Here is a 19,145-nt window from a genome sequence, read left to right on the forward strand (position 1 = left end):
TTGATATAAAAATTATTGATTCAAACGGTATTGCTGCAAAATTAAAAAGTAAAAAACGAGCTTAATAAAAACGTTCTATCGAAAATTGATAGAGCAAACATAATATAAAATTAACTAAGCTTCAGGTTGTAGTTTTTCATAGCTGCCAGTCTGATTGGCACGGTACAAAAACCCACCTAGAATGACTAGTCTTAATAGTAATAGACACCACACGCTAAGCCAAATACCAGTCATATCCCATTGCTGATAGAGCAACCAGCTCAACGGAAAGAAAATAGCAGCCAGTATCAGCGCCGCATTACGAATCACGCTACCAGCCGTTAAACCAAAATATATCCCATCTAGCCAATAGGCACCAACGCCGACAAGAGGCAATAATACAGCGTATAAATGGTAGTCATAGGCGAGGGCAAACACCGACTCAATATTGGTCATAAATCCTAAATACGTAGGCATTGCAAGCCACCAGATGGCGCTCACCATGATAGCAAGACCATAACTAACCACGCCTGTACGCTTCACAATAATACGAAAACGTGGCCAATCACGTCGCCCTGCGGCTTGCCCACTCAGCGTTTCAGCAGAGACAGCGACGCCATCTAAAGCGAAGGCAGATATGCTTAATACTTGCAATAAAATAGCGTTAGCAGCCAGTATGACATCTCCGCTTTGGGCAGATAGGCGAGTAATCCAAGCAAAGCTTAGCGTTAAAATAAGAGTGCGTACAAAGATATCTTTGTTTAAAGAAAATAGCCTAAGCATTTTCTCTTTCGTGAAATACTGTCGATCCGCTTTAAATAATACAGACCATGATATTTTTAGATGTTGACGGCTCAACCATAATGCCATCAGTATTCCAAACCAAAATGCAATAGTCGTTCCCAGTGCGACACCAGCCAATCCCATCTGCATTGCAAATACAAAAAACAGAGTCAGTACGATATTAAGTACGGCAATAAAACCTTGCTGATAAAGCATATAACGGGTCTTGCCTTGTCCTGCAAACCAACCGATAAATGCAAAATTCATCAGTTCTGCGATCACGCCCCAAAAGCGTACGTCTAAGTAGGTTTTTGCTGCGCGACCACTTTCAGGATTGGCTGACAGTGCTTGTAAGCCAAAATCAATCAGCCATGGTTTTGCGAGTAGTAATATTGCTCCAATAACAAACGCCAATAGTAACGCGCGTTGTAAGATAGACAGCAAAGGCGTGGGCACTGATACGGCCGATGTATTGCTAGTATTATTAGCCAGCTGTCCCAATGCCTGCGCAGCAAGCCCAGATGATGCATACTGCAAAAAGTTAAAGCTAACAAGCAATAGCGACAGCAACTGTATGGCTAGACCCATACCAGCAAGTTTCGCCGTATCATTCATATTACCTACAATGGCCGTATCAATAACGCTCTGCAATGGCATAGCCAAATTGGCCAGTAGCACAGGCAATGCAATCGCGACAATACGCTTATAGCTTGTGTCAATAGGTGGCATCGCGTGAGAAGTTGCGGAATTAGCTGACATGGGTGACTCGTTTATACGTGAACGATAAAGAGGTATGTTCGTAAAATGATAATAAGATTGTAAGGCAATACATCTAATATGAGAGACAAAATAGCTATAAAGACAAAAGCACCTAGACTCATTACTCATGAGTCAGGTGCTCTTATTTAAACATTGTAGCTGTGCACTCAGTAATTATATAAAGTGTGATGACACGCTAGTTCAGCGTATCAATCCATCTAATATACCTTACTAAACGTTGTCTTGCTCAAACATTTTTGGATCATTGAAAGTCACGATTTCTTCTTCAAACTCTGGTTTTACTTTTACGATAAAATCATCACGTGACAGACCCATGCGCAGCGGAATCGAACTGGCGATATAAGTCGATGAGTAAGTACCCGCAAGCAAACCAATAAACAGAGCTACTGAGAACCAGTATAATCCATCACCGCCCAAGAAGAGCATGGCTAGTACGACCAATAGAACAGTTGAGATGGTCATAATCGTACGGCGTAGCGTCTCGGTCAATGACAAATCAATCGTCTGTTCTGGCGTAATTCCGCGAACACGGCGGAAGTTTTCACGAATACGGTCATAGACAACGATCGTATCGTTCAATGAATAACCAATCAACGCCAATACCGCAGCCAAGACCGTTAAGTCAAATGGGAAGCCAAACAATGCAAATACACCAATGGTTACGACGGCATCATGAAATAGTGACAGTACAGCACCCAGAGACAATTTGAACTGGAAGCGTAGGGCAACATAGCCAAGCATACATACCAGTGCCAATACCAATGCCATAACTGAGTTTAAATAAACCTCATTACCAACTTGGCTACCAATGATATTGACGTTGCTAATCGTAGCGGTGTTGCTAGGTAATGCCAATGCCTGCGTTAGATTTGCGCTTAGCCCATCGACGTTATCAGACTGAGGAGGTAGACGTACCAATAGCTCTTCACGAGTACCTAGATACTGTACAACTGCATCATCGAAGCCATTATCTGCCAGTGCTTGTACAACAGCAACTTGCTCAACAGGCTGCTCATAACGAACGTCTGCTGAGACACCACCAGTAAAATCAAGACCTAAGTTCAGACCATTTACCGCGATAGCAATGATACTACCGATCACCATAAATAAAGATAGTAGTGCCATCGGCTTTTCTATCTTCATAAATGGAATGATACGCTGGTTGCCAACTGCCTTGATGCCACCTTCAGCGACAGCTGCGGCATCGTCAGCGGCGTCACCTGATATTACGTCAGAATCAACAGCGGTAGACAGTGCTTGACTATCTTTGGCATTTTGACCTTTACCACCGCGACGACTAGGGCTTTTTCCTGACTTTACGGTAGTAGGGTTATTGGTTTTAGTATTGCTACCTTTACCATCACGACGCGGTTTGTTACGGCGACGCGTACTTGCATTGGTCGTCTCACCGTTTGAGCCATTTCGATCGGGATTATTCTGCTGTTCTAAAGGGTTGTTATTATCGATCGCCATAATATTCTCCTAACCGATGCTCAGACTTTTGATGGATTTACGCTTACCATAAGCAATTTGTACCAGTGCACGTGTCACCAAAATTGCAGTGAATAGCGAGCTGACAATACCAATAGCTAGCGTAATCGCAAAGCCTTTAATCGGACCAGTACCAATCGCAAATAGGATAAACGCGACCAATAAGGTTGTAATGTTGGCATCAAAAATACTGCTAAATGCGCGATCAAAACCTGCCACGATGGCTGATTTTGGCCGTACGCCATTGGCAATCTCTTCTCGTATTCGCTCAAAAATCAGTACGTTGGCATCAACCGCCATACCAATGGTCAAAACGATACCTGCGATACCCGGTAGGGTAAGTGATGAACCCAAAATTGACATAATCGCAATGATAATAATAACGTTAACGGCTAGCGCAACGTTGGCAATCACACCAAACAAGCGATAGAAGATAATCATAAACGCGAAGACTAATAGATAGCCGACCTGCGTAGAGAACAATCCTTTATCAATATTTTCTTGACCGAGTGATGGACCAATAGTGCGCTCTTCTACGAAGTACATCGGTGCAGCAAGTGCGCCCGAGCGTAGCAATAGCGCAAGCTCAGCTGCTTCAGCACTACTATCTAAACCAGTAATACGGAATGATGAACCCAATACCGCTTGAATGTTGGCACGGTTGATGACTTTGGTTTCAGCGTAAGGTGTGCGTACTTCAGTCGTCTCACCAGTCGCTGGATCTTCTTCGTAAGTGATTCTTTGTTTGTTTTCAATGAACAATACAGCCATCTGTTGACCAACCGCTGTACGTGTGGCGTTCTGCATGAGCTTGCCGCCAGCACTGTCCAAGGTAATACTTACTTCAGGTAGACCACTTTCATCCAATCCAGTTTGCGCGTTGGTTACTTTGTCCCCAGTGACGATCGCTTGACGATCTAACAGTACAGGAGGGCCATCCAGTGTTTCGAATGGGAAGGCCTCTGTACCTGCTGGAGGTATGCCGCCAGTATAGGTATCAGCATCTTCTGCCACCATACGGAACTCAAGGTTTGCAGTACGACCAAGTACACGTTTCGCTTCTGCAGTATCTTGTACACCAGGTAGCTCAACGACGATACGGCTAGCACCTTGCGACTGTACCAAAGCTTCAGTCACACCCAGCTCAGCAATACGGTTACGTAGAGTCGTCAAGTTCTGATTGACCGCGTAGCTATTGATTTCGTCAAGTGTCGCATCGTTATACGATAAGACCAATGCAGGACCTTGATCATCAATAGAAGACTGCAAGTTAAACGTATTGCTCATCGAGCCTTGTAATACGTTTTGGGCACGGTTACGAGTATCAGTATCAGCAAAATGCAATACCACGCCGCGATCTTCGGTTTTGATACCTTTGATTGCTACTCGCTCAGCACGTAGCTCACGTCGCATATCACGACTGGCACTGGTTAAACGCTGTTCAAGCGCCTTGTCCATATCGACTTCGAGTACAAAGCGTACACCACCACGCAAATCGAGACCAAGCTTCATCGGCCTTGCACCGATATCGCGTAGCCATTGCGGGGTAGTCTGTGCTAGGTTAAGGGCAACGACATAGTCTTCGCCCAAGTTTTGACGTAGCACTTCTTGCGCTTTTAGCTGATCGACTGGGTTGTTGAGGCGTACCAGCGCGCTGTTGCCCTCAAACGTACCATCGTGGTTATCTAGACCTGCCTCTTCGAGTAAGCTTTGAGACTCAGTTAAGATACCTTCAGATAGCTGAGTTCCTGCGGCTGCGCTCGTAATCTGCACAGCAGGTTCGTCAGGGTAAAGGTTGGGGGCAGCATATAGACCGGCAACGAGTAGCACGACGGCAATTAGTAAGTATTTCCAAGCGGGATATTGCATAATCACTTCTTTAAGTTGATAAACGACTGGCGACGTAGGCCACAAGTTAGCAGATGGGAAGTTAGCGATAGCAACGGTCGAGTGCTATGTTCAGCAGCCGTCATCATGCACCATTGCGATCATCCGCGATGATAGTAACGCATAAAACAGTAAAGCAAATAATACAGATGTCTGTTTATCCGGTCATCAAAAATCATATGGCTAACTTGGATAAAAATAGGACATCTAAACAGTAAGCCTAATTTATATAGCAATTTACCTTACTGTGTTAATAGCGAAAAATGACCGTAAATCATATACGGTCATTTTTTAGTCATTACATTCGTTAATGTGACGACTATCGAATGTTCACTAATAAATTTTCACTAATAAAAGCTAGTGAACATTCTAATTAGACGCTTTCGATCGTGCCAGCAGGCAATACTGAAATAACAGAAGCACGTTGTACTTTCACGTCAGTATTGTTGTTTAGGCTCACAACAGCATAATCGCCTTCGATTGCTTTGATACGGCCCATTAAACCACCAGCGAAAATAATTTCACTACCAACGGTCAATGCGTTAACCATGGCACGATGTTCTTTGGTGCGCTTAGACTGCGGGCGAATGACCAAGAAGTAAAAAATCGCAAAAAACGCAACAGGCAGTAGAATCTGACCGAATAGACCTGCAGCACCTGCAGTCTCTGGTGCAGCATGGGCAGCTTGAATAAATAAGCTCATAATATCTCTCAGTAAGTCATAGACAATAATAAAATTAGACGCATAGTAACAAAAAATCCCAGACTTGGTAACTGTTAATCATAGGCTGAGCGTGTTTTTCTTAGCGTAAGGCATACTATCAGCCAACGGATAAGACAACAATGTTTTTACTATATTCAGATAACCTATATAAAGCCTCAGGCTAAATAGCTGTCATGAATTGGTTAGTAAAGATGTCGTCATACAACCGTTAATAGTAGGGCAATAAAAGTCATCAAAAAACAAAAACTTAAAAATGGTGACTTATTGTGAAATGGTATCATCAATGCTACTATCAAATGGCAATGATTGCCTGTATTTAGTATGCTATATATTGAACCATATTACGGCTTTTTGAAGCATAGTATGGCTTTGAAATAGCGATTAAATCAGCTTTGAGTAACTATTTATACGATAGACAGATGTCTTTTATTACTTTGTTAAAGATAATCTGAAAATCAATATAAATTACTCATGACATTATCTTTCTTTTACTCTTTTTAGGTTACCTAACTTGTTCACCACTTTTATGTTTGTACCTCGTTTATGTCGTCCGCGCGCTCATCGTAAAGACGCATCTGCAGAACCTCCCCCGAGAATGACGACTAGTTCTCGATTTGGTTATACTTCTTTTTCGGCACTATCTGCATTAGCAATTCTTATGCTACCGCAAGCAGTGTGGGCAGCTGGTGCTGTATCAACATCCAGCGAGGCGGCAGCACCAACTGCGCTTAGCGTTTCTTTATTGATATTTTTTGTCTTACTCGCTATTGGTGTCTCTTTTGTCTGTTCATTAGCAGAGTCTGTTTTGCTGAGCATGACGCCATCGTTTATTGCGGATGTACAAGAGACCAGTCCAAAAAAAGCAGAAATGCTTAAAAGCCTCAAAGTAGACAATATTGACCAGTCACTAGCTGCTATTTTAACGTTAAATACCGTTGCCCATACACTTGGCTCTATCGGTGCGGGTGCACAGGCTACGATCGTCTTTGGTAGTGCGTGGTTTGGTTTGTTTTCGGCCCTTATGACGCTTGCTATCTTGTTCTTGTCTGAAATTATCCCAAAAACACTAGGTACAGTTTACTGGCGTCAGCTAAGTGGCTTGGTTGCTTATTTCGTTCGTGGCATCATCATGCTGCTATACCCATTAATTTGGTTCTCAGAGCGCCTGACGAAACTATTGGTACGTGGTAAAGAGCCGCAAACCTTTAGCCGCCGTGAGTTTGCTGCTCTTGCTAGTATCGGTGAAGAGTCAGGACAAATTGACCCACTAGAGTCACGTATTATTCGTAACTTGCTCGCGTTTGGCGCGATTAAAGTCGAAGATATCATGACGCCCCGTTCAGTTATGCTGGCGTTTGAAGAAAACAAAACCGTCGCTGAGCTATTGGTTGATCGACCAAAATTGACGTTTTCTCGACTGCCGATTTATGATGGTGACCTAGATAATATTACGGGCTTTGTCCTAAAAACGGACATGCTGTTGGCTAAAGTTAACCATGCTATGCATAAGCCGTTGACGCAATTTCAGCGCGACATCACTTTTGTCTTCTCTAAAATGAAGCTGTTTGACTTGTTAGAATTGATGCTAAAAAACCGTATTCATATTGCGATTACAGTCGGTGAATATGGTGAAGTTAAAGGCTTGGTCACGTTAGAAGATGTATTTGAGACATTGTTAGGTCTTGAGATTGTTGATGAGATAGACCGTGTTGAAGACATGCAAGCGTTGGCTCGTCAGATGATGGATAGACGGGTAGAGCGTTTGGGCATGAAGCTCAGCGATGATGAACAGTATGAAGACAGTAACAGCGAACCTAAGTCCTAACGAAGCGTTAATGAAGCAAAACTCTAACGTGGATAGCTTAACCATAAATATTGATGGTTCTAAAGATTGATGGTTTAAAAATGGTCAGCTCATTATGGGCTGACTATCAAACTAGATCTACAAAGCATCTAACTGTTTGAGCTAGGACTTACAGCATAAAACCTTAAGAGTATTTGATTTGATAGCCTGTGTTTCTAGTCGCAATAATTACACAGGGTGTCACATGGCTGTGAGAATTCGATGATAGGCTCGGCATATGATATGAGTATACTTATATAGATATATCTATACAGATACACTGCCAAAATAAATGATAAAAGAGCGTTAATCGTCAATATATGACACTAACGAAAAAAATATCGCTAAGGATTATCATGAAAAAATTATTGGGAAATAGGCTATTAGCTCTATTGGTGAAAAGCGCCAGCATCACTGCAATCGTAGCAGTAGCCAGCACCATCAGTATCAATGCACAAGCGGCAACTATGACCGAAGATTTGGTACAGAATTATGCCGCCGCAATGAAAGCATCAGCGAATAGCCAAAGTATCAATCAGGTATCGCGCCTTGTGTCAGATGACGCGCTTATTTCTTTATCTAGAAAAGGTAAATCTACCAGTTTAGATAAAGACGCGTACTTAAAGCTGCTGCAAAACAGCTGGAACGATACGTCTAATTATCGCTATGATATTTCGGTAGATAATGTGGTGATTACTGGTTCACAAGCCAAAGCCAATGTAACGACCAATGAGAGCTGGGTAAAAAATGGTCAGCAAGTCTCATTTGTTACCACATCTCGTGTGACCTTGACCTTGTCTACTGGTAATGCAGTGCTCTTGCGCGCAGTATCACAGGTAGCTATTAATTAAGTCGCCATTGACCAAGCAAGACTCAAAAATACAATAAGCCATATAACCAATAGCTAGTCTAACTGATTGAGATTCTAACTTATAAAGGGTTTTGGTTGGTTCAACAGTTATTACTTAGTTTTATAGGCTACTTGAGCGTCTATTATTATCTTTTATATTAGGCTAGTCTTTGCTTTACATTGCATACTATACTACCCATCAACTTTATCTTATTAATTTCTGTCGTTAGGAAACCTCCAATATCATGTCTACTGTGCTATCACACTCTCGCTCATTTATTGCGTTGCCATTGACGCTTGCGGTATCCACTTTACTGATTAGTGCGTGTAGCAATACATCAGCGGTAAAAAACAAAGGTGCGACCAATAGCTCATCTGTCATCACCAAAAGTCCTACCAATCAAGGGGCTAATACAGGTAGTGCAGACTACTCAACTGCGTTTTTAGATGCAGAGAGTTTGGATGAGTTAGCTGACTTGTTAGAAGCCACTGACATGACCATGGTAGAAGGTAACCAGCTTGCTATTCAGCAATATGGTGATTTGTGGAATCGTCTACGCGCAGGCTACCGCATGAATGGTGGTAAGCCAATCTATAATCAGCGCATTGAAGGTCAAAAAAGCTGGTTTACCAGTAGACAGGATTATCTAAATCGTCTAACTGCACGTGCCAGCCGTTATATCTATCATACGGTACGAGAGGCAGAGCGTCGCAATATCCCAACAGAGCTTGCCTTGTTACCAGTTATCGAGAGCTCTTACGATCCAAGTGGTACGAGTAGTGCGGCAGCTGCGGGTTTATGGCAGTTTATCCCAAGTACAGGCCGTATCTATGGCTTGAACCAAAGCAGCACTTATGACGGTCGCCGCGATGTTATCGAATCAACCCGTGCTGCCTATGACTTTTTGACAGCATTGCACAACCAGTTCGGTAGTTGGGAGCTAGCATTGGCTGCCTATAACGCTGGCCCTGGCCGTGTACAGAAAGCAATCGATGCCAACGCAGCGCGCGGACTACCAACAGACTATTGGTCACTTCAACTGCCGACTGAAACGATGAACTATGTGCCGCGCTTCTTAGCTGTAGCCGAAATTGTTGCCAAGCCTGAGCAGTATGGTGTGTATCTACCCGCTATCGCTAACCGTCAGCATTTCCGTAGTGTACCTGTTAACTATGGTGTGAGCTTGGCAGAAGTATCGCAGTTGACTGGCGTTAGCTACGATGAGCTAGAGCGTCTAAACACTGCACTGACATCAGGCCGCGTTGACTCTTCAGGTCCACAGCGTGTCATCATTCCTAACGACGTCAGTCTCAATGCTGACGCCAAATTAAGCGGGCTCAGAGGTAATGGTACAGGCAATGTACTCGCTTCAAACAACGCAGGTAGCTCAAGTACAACAGCCACGACGCCAAGCTACAATAACAAACCATATACTGCCTCATCACTGCCATCTACTGGTAGCGCATTGGCCGATTATGCAGCTAGCGCAAGTGTACCTCAGCAGACCACGAGCTATATCTCACCATCTGCGACACCGACTAGCAGCTCGGTATACAGCGGCAATTCCTCAGCTCGTACTGAGCCACCACTGACCACCGCAGAGACTAACAAGATCAATGCTGAGCTTAAGAGCAGTAACAGCTTACCGACCACCTCAGCTCAGATTACTCAGAACAATACGATTGTCCAAGAGCCACCGCTTAGCAAAGAAGAGCGTGATTTTATTGCTAATCAAATCCGTAGAAATACTTCTGAGACCAATGTTATCAATGCTGACGGCAACATCAATCTATCAGCCGTACAGACGCAGCAGTCTATCTTAGAAGCGAGTGGCGCAGAGAAAAAACTTAGCTTTGCTAAAACCTCGGTAAGTAAGCCAAAACCACAGGGCGCACGTACCACTTATACGGTAAAACGTGGCGATACGCTCTCGAACATTGCGAGTCGAGCAGGGGTTAGCTGGCGTGATATCGCAGAATGGAACCAGATAGATGCCAGTGCCAATTTGCTCTCTGGCAGCACGTTATATCTATATGATGCCAAGACTATCGAGCCATTAAGCACTGCTAACAACGCAGCCGCTAGTCAGCCTGATAGTTATGTTGTACAAGGTGGTGATACGCTTATCGGTACGGCCAATCGTTTTGGGTTATCAGTTACCCAGCTAGCCAGCTATAACAACCTAAGCAGCCGTGCTGATCTGCTCAGAGGTCAAAAATTATGGCTCATACCGGGTAAAGTGACTGCTCCTGCAACGACACCTGCAGCGCCTTCTACCAAGCCGAGTAAATCAAGCACTGCGACCAAGAACTATAAAGTAAAAGCAGGGGACGGATTAATTGCATTGGCACGTCAATTCAACGTGTCGACGGATACTTTAGCCAGTCTCAACGGTATCAACAGCACAAGTTCGCTGTATGTTGGTCAGACACTTAAAGTGCCAGCCAGTGTTGATTTCGATGCTGCAAGCACGACAAGTGCTAGCAGTAGTAACAGCTCAAGCTCGGTCGCGACCACCAATTACAAAGTAAAATCAGGTGATACGCTGATTGGTATTGCGAATAGCATCGGAGTGAGTGCAACGGAACTGGCTGCGGTAAACAGCAACTTTGATGCAAAAGCTCGCCTGCAACGTGGTCAAACGATTAAAGTACCTGCTTCTAAAGAGTTGGTCGATCGTCAGTTAAATGACAAAGCGGTCAGCTACAAAGTAAAATCAGGTGATACGCTAACGGGTGTCGCTAAACGCTACAATATTGGCTTAAGTGATTTAGCATCAGCGAATAACTTGAATACCAATTCGAATCTGATACTGGGTCGTACTATCACTATCCCTGCTAGCGGCAGTGTGGCAAGTGCATCTAGTAGCAGTCAAAGCAGTAGCTCTGCTAATAGTAACAGTAGTAGCTCAGTAAGCAGCGGTACGAAACTGGGTAACACTGAAAACTACAAAGTTAAATCTGGTGATGGCCTAATTGCTTTGGCACGTCAGTTTGGCATCTCAGTAGAGGATTTGGCGGCGACCAATGATCTAGCGACCAATGCTCAGCTACAGCGCGGTCAAACGCTTAAAGTACCAAAAGCGACAGTAAGCTACACGGTTGGCTCGGGTGATAGCTTAATTGGTCTAGCACGTAAATATGGCGTATCAACGCAAGAGCTGGCCGATATGAACAATATTGCCGCTGATACGATGTTGCAGCGTGGTCAGCGTCTGACAGTTCCAAATCGCTAATGAATAAAATATTAATGGATACCGTTTAAACGAGGCGTCATTAATATTAATCATTAATCGTATTGCACAAAAAAGCTGCTCTTTATAAGAGCAGCTTTTTTTATTCAATAAAAATGACTTACTGTTAGAAGTTAGCTTGCGAACCGTTTAGTAATAGCTACGAATTAGACCGTCTGAGTTTTAATAGTCTCAAGATAGCTTCGGATATTACTGACATAATGCATGGCTTGACCATAGCGGCTATTCGACGCTCTATTATCTGCTAAATAAGCATAGACGTTCGCCCAGCTCTTATCATCGATACCTTGAGCTCGCAGTTCGCGTTGGATTCTTTTTACTGCATTGGGACCCATGTTATAACCTGCAAGGGCAAACCAGATACGGTCAGTTTTTGGCACATCAGAGAAGTCTGCTTTCACTTGCTCTAGATAGCGGGCACCGCCGCCAATGCTTTGGTAAGGATCGACACGGTCTGAGACGCCCATCGCTTTTGCAGTGTTATTGGTCAGCATCATTAACCCGCGTACGCCAGTCGGCGAGACAGCGTTGGCATCAAGGTGTGACTCTTGATAACCCATCGCGACCAATAGTTCCCAATCGTGATTATAATTGCGTGCTTGCTCTTCAAACGAAGACTGATAATCCGGTAACTTTTCCGTTAAGGTTCTCTGGAAATGATCCTGACTATAGGCATCTTTAAGCAAGTTTTGATTGTAGAACGCGGCAAGTTTCTGTGTGTTTTTTATCTTAATGCTATCGCACAAAAAGTAACTGGCCTTTCTTGATAGTGGATCATTGGATGAGCTAAACGTCCAACTTACCTTAGGATGTAGTCCGTTCTTAGTCAGACTAGAGTCATAACCACAGCTGACATTGATAGAAGATAGATTTAGCTGGCTTTTTAGCTTAGTGCTAGCCGTAGTCAGCGCCATGTCAGCGTTGCCGGTTCTTAGTGCTTTTAGCGCCGCTTCTTCACTGGCATAGGCTTTTAGATTGATATCGACACCGAGCTCGTCGGCATAAGTGCGCACCAGATCAAACCCAAAACCATGTTGGAAGCCATCAGTAGCAAAGTAAGTGCTATCGCCAGGCACCGCAGCAATGGTCAAGGTGTTTTCCAGCATGACATTGTCATAAGCTGGTACCGATGCGTTCATGGTCGTCAAACTCTCAGCGGGCAACGAGAGTAGAGCGATGCTAGAGATTTGTGCCAGCTTCTTGGTTCTGGCAAAACGATTAGACGCAATAGGGGTAACGGATGAAACGATGTTACTTTTTGTGTTCAGTAGGCGTTTAGATGGACGCAGTAAATAAGAAATACGGCGTTTGGCCCCTTGCGCAGATACTTTTACACGATAAGTAATACGCTGCATGGATGTCTCCTGATTTTAGCCATCCTTCTTACCGCAAAAACACGTATACATATATGTGCATAATATTGACATATATCGATATCGTGTCTTAAATAGAATGGCATTTTTAATAGGATAAATGCCACTTTATCTTGTTTGACTATAGCGCCACTAGCGTACTCTCTCTAAGAGTTAGTGGGATAGTTTGTCGTCAGCCAGCTATCAATATGTCATAAAAGCGTTCTAAACAGTGTTTATTAGTACTGGTTTAAAATACTGAACGCACAACAACGCGAAGGATATAAATCAGATGATTCCTTCATCGATAACTAAATATGGCTAGTGGCCAAACAACTATATATCAAACATAGGTAAGGTCATGATTAAGTTATTGAGACAAAGACATAGCTTGAAACATTGAGGTAAGGTTTTGCCAATGAGGCAAATACATTCATCTGTTTTAACTATGCTAACTTTAATGGCTGGCTATACTTTGACTCACTAATATTAAGTTACTAGTAATAAGATAGCTGGCTACTAAAGTTGTTTGTCCAGCAATGAGGGTAAGCAAAATAACCAGAATTGATAGTTTATAGCGGTCTATCAAACTGACTATGTCATACCGTCATCGCGACACCAAAAATAAAAAATACCATGCCGCTAACATATATAGTGCAAACATAGTATTTCAATGGGTAGCGGCTTAAAATCTTATCGCTGATATAGCATGATAAAGTCTTAAACAACTATCAGCATTATTTTAGTGCCATAACCGGAAGCTGTAATAATGGGAAGTTTCATGACAAAACGTTCTTTCTTACGAGTAGTAATATGCGGTTACTAATTGCATTATTCAAGTGGAGTTAAGAAAAAAGCGATAAAACTTAACAATTGAGATATAAACGGTTAATTTTCCAGATATTTGGTACATAATAATCAAAAACAGAATAACAAAGTTCAAATAGTAGTCAAACTAGACTTTATGCTTATGCTTTAACTACAGCTATTAGCAAGTCTGGTTTGGCTTTTGAACTATCGTTTTCTCTGCAAATTTTTCTCTATAAATGACAACCGTTTAAACTAATTTTTTAAGTAGCTAGTTTATGCTGGGTTTTCGATATCGATAAAAGTAACTGGCAGACCAAATTTTTGAGCGACTATCTCTCCTAACGCCTGAATACCGCCACGCTCCGTTGCATGATGACCACAAGCAAAATAGTCAATTCCAAGCTCACGCGCGCTATGCGTGGTACGTTCAGATATCTCTCCTGAGATAAACGCATCACAGCCCATAGTAGCAGCCTGCTCAATCATATCCTGCGCACCGCCCGTACATATACCCACACGTTTGATCAGCCTACCATTTGTCTGAGTAGAAGAGTCTGCATGATATTCAGCTGAGATATGTAATGGCGCGCGACCTAAAGCTTGAGTAATGGTGGCAATAAGATCGTCAGCAGTTTGCGGTGTACAAGTAGCGATATTGCCAACAGGATGTGACTCGGTAGGATAGAGCGCACCAGTAATTGTCATGCCGAGTACGTCAGCAAGTTTTGCGTTGTTGCCAGAGATCGGGTGCGCGTCGAGCGGTAGATGGTAGCCAATCATAGAAATACCGTGTTGCATCAGCTTGCGCACGCGTCGACCTTTCATCCCAGTAAGCGGTGCAGGTTCGCCTTTCCAGAAGTATCCATGATGCACCATAATCGCATCGGCATTGTTAGCAATCGCAGCATCTATCAAGGCTTCACAAGCAGTGACACCAGTAACGATACGTTGAATCGGGCGTCCACCATCGACTTGTAGACCATTTGGCGCATAGTCTTTAAACGCACTGGTAGATAAGTAGTCGTCACAGAACTGTGTCAATGCCTGAGCGCTGATGCTTTGAGTATTGGATTCAGCTATCGTATGATTTGCAGTCATTATGTTTTCCTGTCATCAATAAAATGTAGGTCGTAAGGTGCTGTAGATTAACTAAGCAAAAATTATGTATTATCTGTCATGTTTGAGAGTGTTTGGTTTTGCTCTTTTGACTTTATATTCAACTCTCAAGATGCTTAAGTGTTGAGTATCGTAAAAGCTATTTTAACATGCCGTTGTAAGCAAGCAGACAAGCTGGATAACTGAAATGGTACACGATACGTTACTATTTACTGGTATTGCGGTTATAATTTATACACGTGAGTCTGCCTAGCTGTATAGCATTTGTCCATCCTATGAATGGGTCAAGACTAGCTAAGCGGTCGCTATTATCTCACTTCGTTTTTCACTGTCTGTTTGCAATAAATTTATAGAGGTTTTATATGTCGTCATCCCGGAACACCAATAACAAGGCGTCTTTATTAAAATGGTTACCTTGGGTCTTATTGCTGCTAGTGTTGGCAGCGTTTATCTGGTTGTTCACGAGTATGAAGTCGACGTCGGAAGCCACATGGGAGCCGCCGAGAACCCCGCCTGCGGAGCAGCAAGTAGCAGAGCCAGTGTCGGACACGCCAGCGCCTATTTCTTCTTATCATAATGCGGTGGCGCGTGCGTCGCAGTCTGTGGTCAATATCTATACGACGCAAACGATGACCGAGCATCCTTATATGGATGATCCCGTACTGCGCCGGTTTTTTGAATATCATGGTGGCCCATCACAAGAGCAGGGCAATACCAATTTAGGCTCTGGTGTGATCGTATCAGAAGATGGCTATATCGTGACTAATGCCCATGTGATCGAAAAAGCAGATGAAATCACAGTCGCGTTCAATGATGGTCGTAAGAGCCGTGCCAGAATCATTGGTACAGATCCTGATAGTGACCTAGCTGTGATCAAGGTTGATATGACAGGGCTGACACCACTTGGCTTCCGCGAAGATCCGATTCGTGTAGGGGATTTGGCCTTAGCCATTGGTAATCCATTTGGTGTGGGTCAGACAGTGACGCAGGGGATTATCTCAGCAACTGGTCGTACTGGATTGGGCGTCAATAAGTTTGAAGACTTTATCCAAACCGATGCAGCGATTAATCCGGGTAACTCAGGCGGTGCACTGGTCGATGCTCATGGCGAGCTAGTCGGTATCAACACCGTCATATTCTCGCGCTCTGGTGGCTCGATGGGTATTGGCTTTGCCATTCCGACGGCACTGGTTGAGCAAGTGATGAATGCCTTGATCAAAGATGGCCGTGTCAGTCGTGGCTGGTTGGGTATCGAGATTCAGTCACAGCTACGTGACCCAACACAGTTAGAGACGTCAACAGGCGTAGAAGTACTAAACGTCATTGATAATAGTCCAGCGGCGAAAAGCGGTTTACGCGTCGGTGATATCGTCCTAACCATCGACGATGTCGAGATGACAGATGCAAATACTTTGATTCAGTATGTTGCTCGTAAGCCACCAAATACTGAACTGGATGCGCAAATATTGCGTCAAGGTAAAAATGCCCAAGTAAAAATCACGCTAGAAGAGCGTCCAGCACAAGAGCCGCTTGAGCGTCCTGTCGTACTGCAAAATGAGAGCATGGGTGGAATGGAGCAGCCAAACATTCAAGGTGATGAAGAAACGCCAATGATGTCAAAGGCAGAGCGTGATCGTATGCGCGAAGAGCTGATGAAACTGTTTGAACAAGATGCCGCGTCGCAGTAAGTCGTAGTTACTGTTACCACTATGTGCTGACTCATAATGTATATATGAGTTAGCATTTTTATTTAGCTAATAGCACAAAAAAGCGCGCTTCTTATCTAAAGGAGCGCGCTTTTTATTGGAGCTGATTTTTCTAAATTTTAAAGGCTAACTTTATCTATATATAACCCTGCTATAACTTCTCAATCGGGTCATGATTGATATAAATAACGCCTTGCACACGGCAACAGCAGGGCAGGATTTCATCTTCTTCAATCATAGCTAGTGGGTCAAATGGATAATCAACCGTATGTGAGCTAGCAATACGCTTGACTCGGCAGCTACCACAGTAGCCTTCGCGGCATTGATAGTTTACATCGTGTCCGGTGCGTAGCAGTCCATCTAGCAGACTCTCGTCATCATGTAGATAGAACTGCTTTTTACTGGTCATTACCCAAGTCATCGTTAATCCTATTGGGATATGTTTGTGCTACTGCTATCCCTACTATTAACCCATAAGACGGTTACAGCGGTAGAAATTTTATAACTTCAAATTTCTACCGCTTAAGCCTTTATCATTCAAAGCTTTTATAATTTAAAGCCTTTATAGCTCAAAGCTCTTACAACTCAGCTCTTATAATTCAGCTTTTTACAGTTCAAAATCGTCAAAATCACTGTCTGATAAGTCAGAGTCAATCTGACCAACCAAGTACGAGCTAATCTCAGTCTCTTGCGGTGCTACTTGCACATTGTCAGATGACAACCACGTGTTGATCCACGGGATTGGGTTTGATTTTGAGTTCGGGAACGCCGCTGGCAAGCCGACAGTTTCCATACGTAAATTGGTGATGTACTCGATATATTGGCAAAGGATGTCTTTGTTTAGACCAATCATCGAGCCATCTTTGAACAGATAGCCTGCCCATTCTTTTTCTTGCTCAGCCGCCTTGCGGAAGATTTCGATACTTTCTTCATAACACTCTGCGGCAATCTCGACCATCTCAGGATCGTCACGACCGTTGCGCATGAGGTTCAGCATGTGCTGCGTACCCGTCAGATGCAGCGCTTCATCACGAGCGATTAGCTTGATGATTTTGGCATTACCTTCCATCAATTTACGCTCAGCAAAGGCAAACGAGCAAGCAAATGATACATAGAAACGAATGGCTTCTAGGACGTTGACTGCCATGATGCATAAGTACATCTGCTTTTTCAGCGATCTCAAATCAACCGTCACTTGCTCGCCATTGATGTTGTGCGTACCTGGACCATACAGGCTATATAGCTGTGAGTTGCGGTACAGCTCATCATAGTACTGAGCGATATCAGAGGCACGGCCTAAGATGTGCTCGTTTTGCATAATGTCATCAAAGATAATATTTGGGTCATTGACGATATTACGAATGATATGCGTATAGCTGCGTGAGTGAATGGTCTCAGAGAACGACCATGTCTCGATCCACGTCTCAAGCTCAGGGATAGACACCAGCGGCAGTAGCACTACGTTTGGACTACGACCTTGGATAGAGTCGAGTAGAGTCTGGTACTTGAGGTTGCTCAAAAATATATGCTGCTCATGCGACGACAGATTGCTGAAGTCGATACGATCGCGTGATACATCGACCTCTTCTGGACGCCAAAAGAACGACAGCTGCTTTTCAATCAATTGCTCAAAGATAGGGTGTTTTTGTTGGTCATAGCGCGCCACGTTGACGGGCTGACCAAAGAACATCGGCTCTTTTAGCGCATTGTTTGGCGTTTGAGAAAAAATCGAGTAAGTCATGGGACTGCCTTTATAATTGATACGGTTATTAATTTATAGGGGTGTGACTGGTTTTGATCTGAGGTTATGACACGTTTTTGGATTATAGCGTTTTAGCTTAGAGGTTCTCTAGTGATATCTGTGACGACTCTTGTCCATCGTTCATATAGGCTTTGAATATCTCGCTCAGCTCACTATCATCGAGTGCTTCTAGTTCATCAAGCGCGCTTTTGCGTAGGGTGCTCACACCAGACTCTTCTGCTGCTATCTTTAAGTCTTTTTTAGCCGCTCTCGATACTGGCTTTTTGACTGTTTTTGCCACGGATTTTTTGGTGACAGTTGTCTTTGGTGCTTCATTCATACCTAACTGCTGACGCACCTCTGCAATATCAACCTCGACTTGTACGATATGCGAGCCACCATCGTTTAGGTCTGAAAATACGTTTGGGATAAACAAACCACCGTCTTTGATGATTGCGGTATATTGCACATGACCTCCGTTTTGGGTGTTGAGTCAGTTATTTTTTTGGTGCTATCAATTTGAGCTAAACTTAAACTACATTTGGTTTCAGATAAAACTGCGTTCACTTTTATATGTAGAGAGTATCTCGCTCATTTCTGGGCGAAAACTTGCTATATAGTCATCACGTAGCCCACGACTACCACTAGGATGTGGAAAACAAACTACTTGGCAGTTTTCGAAATTTTGAAAAAATATCTTGAATCTTGTACCTGAAGATTCTTTCTGAACTACTCGCTTACGTTCGGTCATTTCACCCATAACTTCTACAAATCTATTAAAAACCGCAGGATTTTGAAGATAATCTATCAATTCGCGACCCATAAAAAT

General features: G+C 43.4%; 14 protein-coding genes. 4 read left to right on the forward strand and 10 right to left on the reverse strand.

The window, feature by feature from the left end:
- Positions 1-114: 114 nt before the first annotated feature.
- The 4 genes from ABFV72_RS01765 to yajC all read right to left on the reverse strand — a co-directional run bounded on the left by ABFV72_RS01765 (position 115) and on the right by yajC (position 5,623).
- Positions 115-1,521, reverse strand: a complete 1,407-nt coding sequence (locus ABFV72_RS01765; protein WP_347162101.1) for an MATE family efflux transporter — start codon at positions 1,519-1,521, stop codon at positions 115-117.
- A gap of 231 nt (positions 1,522-1,752) precedes the next feature.
- Positions 1,753-3,015, reverse strand: coding sequence for a protein translocase subunit SecF (gene secF, locus ABFV72_RS01770; protein ID WP_347162103.1), 1,263 nt, complete (start codon positions 3,013-3,015; stop codon positions 1,753-1,755).
- A gap of 9 nt (positions 3,016-3,024) precedes the next feature.
- On the reverse strand, positions 3,025-4,902 hold the full coding sequence (secD, locus tag ABFV72_RS01775) for a protein translocase subunit SecD (RefSeq protein WP_101205370.1): 1,878 nt from the start codon (positions 4,900-4,902) through the stop codon (positions 3,025-3,027).
- 391 nt (positions 4,903-5,293) lie between these two features.
- Positions 5,294-5,623, reverse strand: coding sequence for a preprotein translocase subunit YajC (gene yajC, locus ABFV72_RS01780; RefSeq protein ID WP_057759529.1), 330 nt, complete (start codon positions 5,621-5,623; stop codon positions 5,294-5,296).
- A gap of 547 nt (positions 5,624-6,170) precedes the next feature.
- On the opposite strand from yajC, the gene ABFV72_RS01785 reads away from it, so the two are divergent.
- From ABFV72_RS01785 to ABFV72_RS01795, 3 genes are all read left to right on the forward strand, one after another.
- A complete protein-coding gene (locus tag ABFV72_RS01785) occupies positions 6,171-7,469 on the forward strand; it encodes a CNNM domain-containing protein (RefSeq protein ID WP_165597340.1) in 1,299 nt (432 codons plus the stop codon).
- Between the two features lie 374 nt (positions 7,470-7,843).
- Complete coding sequence (locus tag ABFV72_RS01790) at positions 7,844-8,338, forward strand: hypothetical protein (protein WP_101205368.1); 495 nt, start codon at positions 7,844-7,846, stop codon at positions 8,336-8,338.
- Positions 8,339-8,582: 244 nt separating this feature from the next.
- Positions 8,583-11,573 (forward strand): LysM peptidoglycan-binding domain-containing protein, encoded by a 2,991-nt coding sequence (locus ABFV72_RS01795; RefSeq protein ID WP_347162106.1) that lies wholly within the window; start codon positions 8,583-8,585, stop codon positions 11,571-11,573.
- 164 nt (positions 11,574-11,737) lie between these two features.
- On the opposite strand, the gene ABFV72_RS01800 is transcribed toward ABFV72_RS01795, so the two are convergent.
- Positions 11,738-12,946 (reverse strand): transglycosylase SLT domain-containing protein, encoded by a 1,209-nt coding sequence (locus tag ABFV72_RS01800; RefSeq protein WP_347162108.1) that lies wholly within the window; start codon positions 12,944-12,946, stop codon positions 11,738-11,740.
- A gap of 1,080 nt (positions 12,947-14,026) precedes the next feature.
- Positions 14,027-14,851, reverse strand: coding sequence for a Nif3-like dinuclear metal center hexameric protein (locus tag ABFV72_RS01805; RefSeq protein WP_347162110.1), 825 nt, complete (start codon positions 14,849-14,851; stop codon positions 14,027-14,029).
- 380 nt (positions 14,852-15,231) lie between these two features.
- Here ABFV72_RS01805 and ABFV72_RS01810 point away from each other — a divergent pair, with 380 nt between their 5' ends.
- Positions 15,232-16,557, forward strand: coding sequence for a S1C family serine protease (locus ABFV72_RS01810; protein ID WP_201579001.1), 1,326 nt, complete (start codon positions 15,232-15,234; stop codon positions 16,555-16,557).
- Between the two features lie 169 nt (positions 16,558-16,726).
- On the opposite strand, the gene yfaE is transcribed toward ABFV72_RS01810, so the two are convergent.
- The 4 genes from yfaE to ABFV72_RS01830 form a co-directional block, all read right to left on the reverse strand.
- Positions 16,727-16,996, reverse strand: a complete 270-nt coding sequence (gene yfaE / locus ABFV72_RS01815) for a class I ribonucleotide reductase maintenance protein YfaE (RefSeq protein WP_057759542.1) — start codon at positions 16,994-16,996, stop codon at positions 16,727-16,729.
- A gap of 186 nt (positions 16,997-17,182) precedes the next feature.
- Entirely contained in the window at positions 17,183-18,316 is a 1,134-nt protein-coding gene (nrdB, locus tag ABFV72_RS01820) for a class Ia ribonucleoside-diphosphate reductase subunit beta (RefSeq protein ID WP_057759544.1), read from the reverse strand.
- A gap of 97 nt (positions 18,317-18,413) precedes the next feature.
- Positions 18,414-18,785, reverse strand: coding sequence for a hypothetical protein (locus tag ABFV72_RS01825; RefSeq protein ID WP_347162113.1), 372 nt, complete (start codon positions 18,783-18,785; stop codon positions 18,414-18,416).
- A 78-nt stretch (positions 18,786-18,863) separates the two neighbouring features.
- Positions 18,864-19,139 carry a hypothetical protein gene (locus tag ABFV72_RS01830; protein WP_347162115.1) on the reverse strand — a complete coding sequence of 92 codons (276 nt, stop codon included), beginning with the start codon at positions 19,137-19,139 and terminating at the stop codon, positions 18,864-18,866.
- Positions 19,140-19,145 lie beyond the last annotated feature (6 nt).

Origin of the sequence: Psychrobacter proteolyticus, from assembly GCF_039762275.1 — a bacterium.
Classification (GTDB): Bacteria; Pseudomonadota; Gammaproteobacteria; order Pseudomonadales; family Moraxellaceae; genus Psychrobacter; species Psychrobacter proteolyticus_C.

Coding starts and splice junctions, on each gene's coding strand:
- yajC (WP_057759529.1), bottom strand. CDS start 5,623: ATGAGCTTATTTATTCAAGCTGCCCATGCTGCACCAGAGACTGCAGGT.
- ABFV72_RS01765 (WP_347162101.1), bottom strand. CDS start 1,521: ATGTCAGCTAATTCCGCAACTTCTCACGCGATGCCACCTATTGACACA.
- ABFV72_RS01795 (WP_347162106.1), top strand. CDS start 8,583: ATGTCTACTGTGCTATCACACTCTCGCTCATTTATTGCGTTGCCATTG.
- secD (WP_101205370.1), bottom strand. CDS start 4,902: ATGCAATATCCCGCTTGGAAATACTTACTAATTGCCGTCGTGCTACTC.
- ABFV72_RS01790 (WP_101205368.1), top strand. CDS start 7,844: ATGAAAAAATTATTGGGAAATAGGCTATTAGCTCTATTGGTGAAAAGC.
- ABFV72_RS01830 (WP_347162115.1), bottom strand. CDS start 19,139: ATGGGTCGCGAATTGATAGATTATCTTCAAAATCCTGCGGTTTTTAAT.
- secF (WP_347162103.1), bottom strand. CDS start 3,015: ATGGCGATCGATAATAACAACCCTTTAGAACAGCAGAATAATCCCGAT.
- ABFV72_RS01805 (WP_347162110.1), bottom strand. CDS start 14,851: ATGACTGCAAATCATACGATAGCTGAATCCAATACTCAAAGCATCAGC.
- yfaE (WP_057759542.1), bottom strand. CDS start 16,996: ATGACTTGGGTAATGACCAGTAAAAAGCAGTTCTATCTACATGATGAC.
- ABFV72_RS01785 (WP_165597340.1), top strand. CDS start 6,171: ATGTTTGTACCTCGTTTATGTCGTCCGCGCGCTCATCGTAAAGACGCA.
- ABFV72_RS01800 (WP_347162108.1), bottom strand. CDS start 12,946: ATGCAGCGTATTACTTATCGTGTAAAAGTATCTGCGCAAGGGGCCAAA.
- nrdB (WP_057759544.1), bottom strand. CDS start 18,316: ATGACTTACTCGATTTTTTCTCAAACGCCAAACAATGCGCTAAAAGAG.
- ABFV72_RS01810 (WP_201579001.1), top strand. CDS start 15,232: ATGTCGTCATCCCGGAACACCAATAACAAGGCGTCTTTATTAAAATGG.